Genomic DNA, 12,022 nt, shown 5'->3' on the forward strand with positions numbered 1-12,022 from the left:
GGTTCCATTTCACTTCGCACCGGACATTGCTAACCAAGAAATTAATAAAATTTTCACAATCTATTAAATAACTTGGCAAACTTGAACACTATCTGGTTTAGACACTAAATTGCCTAGTGCGATCAGCGAAAGCACAACCGCCAAAATAAATACCAGCAAGTCGATTGAAAATAGAATAAGAGGAAAACATCCAACACCAAACAAAAAAGATAACGAAAAAGTTAAAGCAACCTGCAAGAAAAGTTTCAGAAAGACCAATAACATCGAATATTTCTCTTTTTTTACGCTTTGCAGAAAACCGATAAACACCAGCAACCCACCAAGGAAAAACAAGCCTAAAAAAATAAAAAAGGAGATATTCAAAACCGCTAATAACAAACTTTTATCATTAGTGAATAAGCCATATAGATGTTCCGGCAATGTAATAACCAGCAAGGTCATTGATATTGAATAAAATGAAGCATATAACAACGCCACCTTTAATGACTTTATACACCGATTATATTTTTCCGCACCAAAGTTATAACTTGATAAAGTTTGCAGCGCTGACATCATCGCAATCAACGGCAAGACAATAAAACTTAATACCCTGAAAACCAAACCAAAAGCACTAATCATATCTCCCGCGTTTTCAACTTCACTCGCTTTAATAAGATAATTGATAGTGAAAATAAGTATCCCATATGACAAATTTCCAATCAGTGTTGGCAATCCGATAAGCACTATATCCTGGCACTCTTTCACGTCTATACCGAAGTAAGTCGGTGAGAGAGTAAGGCGAGTATGATTACTATAAAAGAGCACTGCTGCACATATTAGCGCTATAGTATTTGCCAGTACCGTCGCAATCGCAGCGCCAAACATTCCCATGTCGCATACAACAATAAAAATAAAATCAAACGCAATATTAAGAATGGATGCACAGAGCATTATTGAGAACATGGCATTGGTTTTACCTTCTGCTCGTAATAGATCACCCAAAATAGTCTCTATCATGATAATAGGCGCACATAAAGCCAATGGCATTGCATAATCCAAAGCATAATTAATTATGCTTTCCGTAGCGCCAAGAAATAATAAAACCTCTCGTGCCCATGTTAGAAATAATATGCCAAAACAGATAGCACATACTCCAGCCATGAATATAGCTTGTGTCGCAACTCGATTCGCCAAATCAGGCTTATTCGCTCCCAGAAATCTCGCGACTAAAACAGCAGCCCCAGCTCCTAACATAACCCCGACCGCACCGACTAATAAAAGGACCGGGAAAAATATTGAAAAGCCGGCCATAGCATCTTTGCCAATATATTTAGTAATAAATATAGCGTCAATTATTCCATAAAGCCCTTGGATTGACATGCCAAAAAAAACTGGAATTGATAATTTTAAATATGCAAGGGGAACAGAATCATTTGCCATGAAATCGGTATTTTTCAATGATATCTCCAATAAGAAATTAATATTTTTAAATTTAATATTACTATATAAGAGTGCGAGTGAAACTTTCCAACTTAAATTAATATCGCGTCAGAGCTCTTATTACAAGAACTCTGACAGCAAGTATCACATTAGTTTGCCAATCACGCCCTCAAGCAACTGTTTAAATAACGTCATTGTGCTGGTGACGTCGTTAACACTGAGATTTTGATTATCAACGGCAATGAGTTTCCGAAGAGTTTCGGTCATACCCACCACATCGGTCGCCCACACTTGCCCATGATCAGGGATTGCCATAGCAAGGAAACGATGGAGAAGCTCCAACTGTGATAACCAGCGTTTTACAAACTGTTCCAATTCACTGGCTGTCATCGCCAATAACAACTCGGGACTTTCCATCAATTTATTAACAGCACCGATACCAACATAATGGTGTGTTTGGGTGTTTCCGTTCGTAATAGCCGTGTGAGTCTGCAATCCCGACAGGGTTTTATCTAGCGTCTTGCGTAATAGATGGTCAGTAGGTAAGAACTCTCCCGTTTGAACAACCGATATAGCAAGATAAGGACGAGATTTGTGATACACCTCATGGGATTTCATAAACTCAAGTCCTTTGAAACCGATAACAGTTTGCGCGAACTCATGATCACTTATTTCACCAAAGTAATTAAAGCTCCCGTCATAGATTTGATAACCTTCTGACGTGCGCCCAACCAAAACAAATGCATGTGGAATAACCTCTTCCTCATCGATTTCCAAATTATCAAATAGAGGCCGGAGTAAATATTCACTATGACTCAGCCCATAAGAAGGGGAAAACGGTAAGTGGTAATCTGAACCGGTTATAATAACCAGTTTTCCTTTCTCCAGTTCTTCCACACAATACGCGATATAAGATTCCAAATCGTCGAAAAACTGTTTGTGATAGGAAAACGAGAAACTTTCCTGTAACTGAGGCCAATCCAATAGTGCGCCATAATTCTGATAGTCACTCAGGATATTGCCTTGCGAGTCTGAGGGCTGTACGGCAAAACCAAACAGCAAGCTTCCATCTGATGCTCGCATTAAGCTGTCTGGACAATTCAAACCATAATCATGTTTTAATTTTTCTCTCACTGCCGAATACATACAGCTCACGTCACTGCCATAAAACTCAGGCTTGAACTGTGTATTGTATTGCCAACCACTCGAATGAGATGAATTAGGCGTATCGATCAAACGGATAATCTCATTCAGGCTCTTTCGCGATAGCAGCATATTCATATCAACGGGCATTTGTGCCGACTTCGCTTTCGCGATGACTTGTACTGCGGATAGTGAAGTACCACCCAATGTGATGAAATCATCTTCCCCGTTTACATCACTGACACCCAGTACATTTTTCCAAATAACCTTAAGTTCTTCTTCCACACTCGTTGTCTTTGTCGCGCCAGAAACTTGGTCTCTCCCCACACTTTGTGTAGACACTTGAGTTATGTCAGAGCCAACTTTACCTGAGAAAATGGCTTGTAGCCTTTTCACATCTTTAGGATATTCTTTACCTCGAATCGGCATGGGAGGAAGGTTTACCGGGGATATAACCGTCTTGTTCAATTCATGCGGCCAATCGACATTGACGTTCAACAGCGACAACATGCCCAGACTTTCCATAAGACAAGTTTCCTCTTCTTTGCCATGACTCATAAGAGAAATACAGACATGTTTTGTATTGAAATTCTGGTGATGTTTAATCAGGGACGACAAACCATTTCCAGGCCCCACCTCGACGAAAATAGCATCACCGCTTGCCAGTAATTCCTCTAACCCTTGAGTAAAGCGTACCGGCTCACGAATTTGACGAACCCAATAGTGCGGTTCCTCCATCAGATTTTTAGTACTCAATTCTCCGGTCACATTAGAGATGATAGGAAGTTTGGGTTGTGAGAGTTTCACGTCACCGATAACTCGCTCATAATCAGCCAAAATTGGCTCCATATAACGGGAATGGAAAGCACGGCTAACTTTAAGGCGTTTCGTCTTGATTGATCTGGATTCGCAAAGTTGCTCAAAGGCGGTGATTTCCTCGTCTGAGCCGGAGAGCACACAAAGTTCACTGCTATTATCGAGCGCGATTTCCAAGCGACCAAACAACATGGTTTGCGCCACTTTTGCCGAACACATAACAGATAACATAGCGGCGGTTTCAGTGGACTGCATCAAGCGACCTCTGGCACAAACCATCCTAACGGCATCGGCGAACGAGAATATTTCAGCAACCGCTGCTGCAACATATTCACCTAAGCTATGGCCCAACATCGCGGCCGGTTTAACGCCATAAGATGCAAGAACCTGCACCAGTGAATACTCAATAATAAACATTAACGGCTGAGCAAACTCGGTATTATACAATCTCTCATCATCTTCCCCGGTGAGGAAAAGCTGTTTTAAATCAATCGCGCAGTAATCGCTGGCTATTTCAAATCCTCGATCACACCATGTTTTGAATACATCATTGGTGTGATAGAGAGAGAGTCCCATCGCCGCATATTGCATGCCTTGTCCCGGGAACAGATAGACCACTTTTCTCTCTGACGTCATGCCGTTGTAGAGATAATCAGAAGATGATGACGACAGTCGCTGCAATAAACCTTCACGATCTCGGCTATAAGCAACAAACAGATAAGGCATAACGTCTCTTTGCATTAGACTCAATGCCATCTCATTGATGTGACTATCAACTACATTGCTTTCAACTACATTGCTTTGTATTGCTCGCTTCAACTGCTTCTTATAGCTGTCTAACGACTTTTCATCAGGAGCCGACAATACAATTGGCAGAACGCCTGGCTGCTCTCTGGTCTGTGTTTGTCGATTGACACTTGGCGCTTGTTCGAGCACAACGTGCGCGTTCGTACCACCGATACCAAACGAGCTAACACCCGCTCTTAATGGTCCCTGAGAATCATCAAGTCGGCTGTATTGATTGCTGATAATGAATGGACTGTTGACAATATCGATTTCCGCATTGATTCTGGCAAAATTGATTGTCGGCGGCAGCTCTTTATATTTAAGCGCCATTGCTGCTTTTATCAGTCCGGCAATACCCGCGGCTGAGTTCAGATGGCCGATATTGGATTTTACACTGCCCAATTTGCAGAAGTTTTTCTTATCAGTAGCAAAGGCTTGTTTAAGCGCTTTAAATTCAATGGGGTCCCCCAGATGGGTGCCCGTACCATGCGCTTCAACAAAGCTTAACGTGTCTGCCGAGACATTCGCATCTTTAAGCGCGGTTTGAATCACGTCAATTTGCCCCTGATAACTTGGCGCAGTGTATCCGACCTTTCTGCCGCCATCATTATTAATCGCTGTGCCTATGATGGTCGCATAGATATTGTCATTGTCTTTCAGGGCTTGTTGAAGTGGCTTTAATACAACAACACCAACGCCATCACCAAAAACCGTACCACTGGCTTGGATATCAAACGGACGACACTTCCCATCTTTTGCATGGATCATCCCCTCTTCGGATAGATAGCCGGCTTTTGTCGGTAAAGTAATGGAAACGCCGCCAGCAAGCGCAACATCACATTCCCCAGCTCTCAGAGATTTGATTGCCTCATTGACCGCAACCAGAGACGACGAGCAGGCGGTTGACAACACCATACTAGGGCCGGTCAAATTCAATTTATAGGAGACAATGGTCGCCATATAATCCTTATCCGCCACGGTCATTGCACTATATTGGCCCGCACTTCCCTCGGCCGTCGCCATCGCCTGAGCTAACCACTGCAAATTGCCTGACGCTGCCGCATAAAGGCCAATTTTGTATCTGCTTTCTTTGGGCTTAACGCCTGCGTCTTGCAGCGCCTGCCAGCAACACGTATGAAAAGCTCGAACTTGCGGGTCCATTTGCCTTGCTTCGTAAGGTGTATAGCCAAAAAAGTTAGCATCAAACTCACCCGCGTTAGGAAATACCCCTTTTGCTCTGATGTAATTGGGATTATCTAATAGCGCCTGATCTATCCCTTCTTCAAGCAGCTCTTCTTTGCTGAATATCGATATGGATTCTTTACCGTAAGTGAGGTTCTGCCAAAAGTCGTAAATGTTTTCGGCTTCCGGGAATGTAGCAGCAATACCCACAATGGCGATTTTGTTACTGATATCAGCATCGAGATCTTGGCTCCGTTGACTATTCCATGGAGTATCAAATTCTGCTGCTTTATTATTTTCAACCGCAGCTACTGATTGCTCCTCCACCATCATTACGTTTTGCTCAATAATAAAATCAGCAAGTAATTCTGATGTCGGATAACTAAACATATCCACCACGGACAAATCAATATAAAGCGCTTCGGTAATGCGTTTATTGACCTGAACCAGATCCAATGAATTTGCCCCTAATTCAAAGAAGTTATCACCACTATTAATCGAATGGATTTTTAAGAAGTTTTTCCAAATATCCATAATAGTGTCGATGATCTGCTGTTTTGAGAATATCTGTTTTGAATATGCTGAATGGGATTGATACGTAAAAGGCCGAATATGGGTGCCGACCCATTGTTCAAATCGCTGATTCAGATCCCCGGTAGAAACGATTAATTGCCCCGCAACAGGTGACTGTAAAACACGTTCTAAAATATAAAGACCTTCATCCGGCTCAATTAATAACTGGTCTAATGAAGAACCTATGACGTCATCAGCATCTTTACGTTCAAATACCCAACCATCCCAGTTGATACTAATCCAAGGCTTGCCCAACTGATTTTGTTGTTTGGCAAACGCATCAGCAAAAGAACTCACTGAACTGTAAGCCGAGAAGCTTAAGCCCCCCAAAATAGCCGCGATGGAGGAGCATAAAATACAGAAATCAATTTGTTTGTGTTCTAATAGTTCTGCAAGTAACTGGTAAGAATAAACTTTTGTGTCAAACTGGGGCTGACAATTCTCCATAGTAATATGGTTAATGCCTTGGAAAGAGTCTCCTCGCGTAACACCTGCCGCACAGATCACCCCATTTAACTGACCATATTGTGCTTCAATGTGTCCAATCAGCGTTTCCATCTCCTGTCGATCACACACATCTGCCGCGTAGTAATCAATATCCCCCTCACTCATCAGAGATAATTGATGTATTCGATCAATAAGTTTTGACTGAGGATGGGCTTTTACTTCAATATCACCCCACTGCGCTTTTCGAGGTAAATCCCTACGCCCCGATAAAATCACCTTGGCGCCATATTGCGTCACTAAGTGTTCCGCGAATAACAAGCCTAGATCACCCAATCCACCGGTAATCAGATAAACACCTTGTTTTTTGAAAGGCTGTTTTTTGGCAATAACGTCGGTAATCGGTTCATTATTCTCAAGCTGTTGGTAACGCTTTTCAAATCGCGCTTGTTGAGACCGTTTGACAATAAAACGCATATCGCTTGCTGTTAATTCTTGAGCAAGAATATCGCATGCCGCCTCAATAGATTCATCCGTATCTAATTCAATAATTCGAGGATGACATTTAGTGACTTCTTGAGCGATAACCTTAATTAAGCCATTGAGCAGACTGTGTTCCGGTAGTGCTGTAGTCGCCAATAATAAACGAAACTCAGATAAATGCCCCGATTTCCCCCACGATTGCAGGAATAAGATGACCGCAAACCAAGATGTCATTATGTCCTTGGTACCGGAGAGCGGCCAGGCAAAAATAATTGAGTCCGGCGAGAAACAAGAATGGGCTAGCTCAGCCATTAATTTATTAAAACTATTTTTATCTCCCGGTGTAACGCCTATTACTTGGCCGTCGACATAATACTCCGGCGACGGAACAATAAATTTAAGTTTTTGCCCCTCTTGATTAAAGCGCTTAGTAAATACATTACACCACGCTAAACTCGGCACAAAACAGACGATATTATTTGCCTGTTCGGTACTTTCGGTCGGTAACTCGATGGGTTGCCACTGTTCGGTATACAACCACTGTGTAAGTTCTTTTTTAGTTACTTTGGTTTCAGACGTCCGACCGGTCGTGGTAGAGGAAATATGATATTCAGTTAAACTTGGCTCTCTGATGAATTGATAGCCAGGAAGACTAATACGTCCCGGAGATACATTTTGGTATAAGACAGTCCAATCGATAGAACATCCCAAAGACCAAAGCTCTCCCAATACTTTGAGCAGACAGGCTCGGTCACTCTCTTCCTCAAGTGGATGACGTAACAGATTAAACACTGAAATATTCGCGTGACTATCCGCTATCTGCTTCACAAAAGTTGAAAGCGTGCGTCCCGGCCCTACTTCCAAAAATACATTTAGCTCCGGCTTTTGCAGGCAAGTTTCAATACCTTGTTGAAATTCAACCGCTTGGCATAAATGCTTGATCCAATAGTCGGCCGAACACGCCTCTTCGGGCAGCACCCACTGGCCTGTGACGTTTGATAAGAACGCCGCTTTTGGCGCTTTAAAATCCACTTTATTCAGTTCCGCGCGAAACTTATCGACGCCGGGCAACATCATCGCCGTATGAAATGCATGCGATGTCTTCAATAATCGACAACGGTAATTCTCTCGCGACAATCGCTCTTGTACCGCTTTAACCTCTTCCAAAGGACCCGCGATAACACATGAATTAGGCGAGTTAATCGTCGCCAGTGTCACGGAGTCCGTCAGAAATAGCTCAACTTTTTCTCTGCTCGAAGCGACACTGAGCATGGCTCCCGGTTCACACTCCTGCATAATGAGACCACGTGAAGCAACCAATTTAAGTGCCTCTTCCAAGGTCATCACTTCGGCTAATGTCGCGGCGACATACTCTCCCACACTGTGACCAATCATTGCATTGGCCCGGATACCGAAACTTTCCAAGCACTTCGCCAGTGCATAAGAGACAACAAAGATAACCGGTTGGGTGATGCGGGTATTTTGCAGTTCAATACTACGCTCTTCTGCATCCTCTCCATCGCTGTACAGGAGCGACAGCAGATCGATATCAAATTGTTCATGTAGTAGTTGATGGCATGTATCCACTATATTTTTGAAGGTGTCTAACTCGTGGTACAAACCTTTCGCCATCTCGACATATTGCGCCCCCTGCCCCGGGAACATAAAGACAAGACCGGGTGCATTGTCTGAAACCTCGCGCCCCTCCGGCTTGCCATTTGCCAAACGAGACAAAGTGCTGATCAGTGCTTCAATGCTATCTACAACCGCTGACGAACGGACATCAAACTCGCCTCGCCCTAATTGCAACGTGTAAGCTAAATCGGTCAGATTGGGTTCTTGCTCTGCATGCTGGATAGAGTCATGCAGTTTGCTCGCGATTTTAGCTAAACCTTGCTGGCTCTTGCTTGACAGCACAACGAGTTCTGGACGCTCATTATCCCTCTTTACTGGCTGCGCTATCGATTTAACCGTCAAGTGCACATTGGTTCCACCAATACCAAAGGAGCTGACTCCCGCGGTTCTAATCTCATTATCACTCTTCCAATGCCTTGATTTATCGATCAAAGTAAATCGAGTGTTAGACAATGAATCAGGGATCGCTTCCGTAACATGGCATGACATCGGCAATGTTTGGTGTTTAAGCGCTAATATCGTTTTAATAAAACTTGCTACGCCTGCCGCCGTATTGGTATGACCGATGTTGGATTTAACACTTCCCAGTACACAATTTTTGTCGCTTGCTCCAAGAGATTCTTTGATGCCCTCAATTTCGATTTCGTCGCCAACTAAAGTTGCGGTGCCATGCGCTTCCAGAAATTCAATATCATCCGGTTTAACACCGGCCATATTTAAGGACTGGCGAATACAATTTGCTTGTCCATTCGCATTAGGGGCGGTGTATCCCGTTTTGTCATGACCATCATTGTTGACGCCAAAACCCGCGATCACACCATAGATGTTGTCATTATCTCTCAGTGCATCCTCTAGCCTTTTGAGTGCCACCATCCCCAAACCATCACTAAATACCGTGCCGCTCGCTTCTTTGGTAAATGGACGACAGTGACCATCAGAACTGTTGACCATACCGCGTGCATAGACGTAACCGCTTTTAACGGGTGTGGTAATCGATACACCACCAGCCAATGCCAGATCACATTGATGAGTATATAAGCTCTGACAGGCTAAGGTGATAGCCAACGCGGAGCTGGAACAGGCGCTTTGAACCGTTACAGCCGGTCCGGTTAAATTCAGTTTGTAAGCGACGCGAGTCGTCAAAAACTCTCGGTCATTCAAAAGCGCAACGCCAAACTGTTCCGTTGAATCCGTCACCTCTTTTTTTAATCGCTCTAACCACTCATGATTCGAGCCACAGGAGGCAAAGAGCCCGGTTATCGGCCGGTATTTTTGATTGCCATATCCGGCATCATCGAGTACCTGCCATGTCGCTTCATGTAACAATCTGAATTGAGGGTCCATATACTGAGATTCACGAGCCGTATACGCAAATGCCTCTGGATCAAAATCAAACGAGCTCGATATTACGCCTTTTGCTTTGATGTAATTATCCAACTGCAAAACAGCCGCAGGAACACCGGCTTCAAGTAACTCCTCATCTGAGAAAAAGCTGATACCTTCATGACCTTCTAGCAGATTTTGCCAATATTCTTGAATGTTCTCACTGCCCGGAAAACGTCCACTCATTCCCACAACAGCAACCGCGTGTTGTGGGTAATTGTGCTTGGTATCGTCGTTTGAAACGGATATTGGCGATGTACTCTGAGGTGTGCGTTGGCTCTTTTGTAACGTTTGGCTATTACCTAATGAGCAAATATGCTGAGCTAATTTTTCACAGTTGCTATAACGGTAGTAATCACTGATTTTTAGGTTCAATCCATACTCAGTGTTTACCTTGTCATGTAAATGCGCAATATCGAGTGAACTCGCGCCAGCATCAAAAAAGTTGTCCTTAAGCGTAATCGCCTCTTTTGCAAAATGCGTTTTCAGCATCTCAAGTAGCGCGGTTTGTAAACCGGCCCCATCGAGTGAATGCGCTCGCGCTTGACGCACGTCTGCAACCTTCGCAGGCTGAACCTTTTCTTTTTGGACATGCGCAACAGGTCTAAACTCAAGGCGATCCGGCAATGATTGATATTGCAACTCCGCCAATGAAGGCGGTTCCCCGTCCCCATACTCCTGCAAAATGACGTGCGCATTGGTTCCACCCACGCCAAATGCGCTCACCCCTGCCAACCGCACGTTACCATTATCGATGTCCCACGGTTTGGTTTCAGTGTTTATATAAAAAGGCGAGTTATCCAACTCCAGTTTTGGATTAGCTTTTTTAAAGTGCAACGTAGGCACTAATGTTCTGAAATAGGTGCAAAGCGCTACCTTGATAAAAGCTAAGACTCCAGCGGCTGCGTCACAGTGACCAACATTAGACTTTACCGAGCCTAGCGCACATGAGCCATTACCCTGAAAAACGCTTTTTAACGCGGATAATTCAATAGGATCGCCAAGCAAAGTACCGGTTCCATGCGCTTCTATATAACCAATTTGTTCCGCGTCTACTTCCGAATACTCAAGAGCGTCCTGAATCACACTCTTTTGCCCCAATTCGCTAGGCGCGGTAAAACTGATTTTGTCACTGCCATCATTATTTACTGCACTGCCTTTAACGATGGCAAAAATTCTATCGCCACTCTGGATAGCATCCTCAAGACGTTTTAAAGCAACAACGCCAACCCCGTTACTGAATACGGTACCGCATGCATCCTCATCGAATACGCGCGTTTTACCGTCTGGGCTGTTAATCATCCCTTCCTGATATAGATAGCCGCTTTTATGAGGATGAGTAATACTCACCCCGCCAGCTAATGCAACGTCACACTCACCGGCTTGTAACGCCTGACATGCCATATGTATCGCGACCAAGGATGTCGAACACGCAGTTTGAATGGTGACAGATGGCCCTCTTAGGTTCAGTAAATAGGAGATCCGGGTACAAAATGAAGGATCATTCAAAGTCGCAACATGAAACTGCTCAGCCGCTGAACTAAATTGTGCATCTAATGCTTTAAACCAGGACCATTGGCTACTTGCTCCGGCAAAAACACCAATCTTTCCTTGGTATGTTTTAGAGTCGATATTGGCATGATTTAAAGCTTGCCAGCAGTTCTCTATCATTAAACGGATCTGTGGGTCCATCCTGACGGCATCAGAATGGTTAATGCCAAAGTAATCTGCGGCAAATTTGAATGGATGATTAATTATTCCCTTTGCCGAAATATAGTTTTCTTTTGAATATTGTTCTTTTGCAATTCCATTGGCTTGAAGTTCGTCTTCCGTAAATGAGCTGATACCATCTATACCGCCTCGCAACATTTCCCAGAATTCACTTACGTTGTCAGCACCAGGAAATTGCCCGGCCATGCCGACTACAGCAACCTCAAGTCCAGTAAAACTATTTTCCATAATTAACCTTTGTTTTCGTTGTTACACAGGCGAGTAATAGCAGGATATCAATGCTCATACGGAGCTTCGTTATTTTTCAACGCTGGAGCCAATAGAGCAGATCCTAATAGTCATGATTGAGCATCTCAGAAATAATATTTATTTTTCGAATAAATAAACTGCCAAGATACTCAAGACATTATCGCCAAATAAATTTGGC

General features: G+C 43.6%; 2 protein-coding genes. Both read right to left on the bottom strand.

What is annotated here, in order from left to right; translation table 11 throughout:
* Window positions 1-63: 63 nt before the first annotated feature.
* The gene (locus EAE90_RS18205) at window positions 64-1,437 is read right to left on the bottom strand and encodes an MATE family efflux transporter (protein ID WP_214054671.1); all 1,374 of its coding nucleotides are present in this window, start codon (window positions 1,435-1,437) and stop codon (window positions 64-66) included.
* A gap of 126 nt (window positions 1,438-1,563) precedes the next feature.
* Window positions 1,564-11,823: a type I polyketide synthase gene (locus EAE90_RS18210; RefSeq protein WP_214054672.1), complete on the bottom strand. Its 10,260-nt coding sequence runs from the start codon at window positions 11,821-11,823 to the stop codon at window positions 1,564-1,566.
* Between the last annotated feature and the right edge of the window lie 199 nt (window positions 11,824-12,022).

Source organism: Photorhabdus caribbeanensis (assembly GCF_018448885.1).
Lineage (GTDB): Bacteria > Pseudomonadota > Gammaproteobacteria > Enterobacterales > Enterobacteriaceae > Photorhabdus > Photorhabdus caribbeanensis.

Coding starts and splice junctions, on each gene's coding strand:
- EAE90_RS18210 (WP_214054672.1), bottom strand. CDS start 11,823: ATGGAAAATAGTTTTACTGGACTTGAGGTTGCTGTAGTCGGCATGGCC.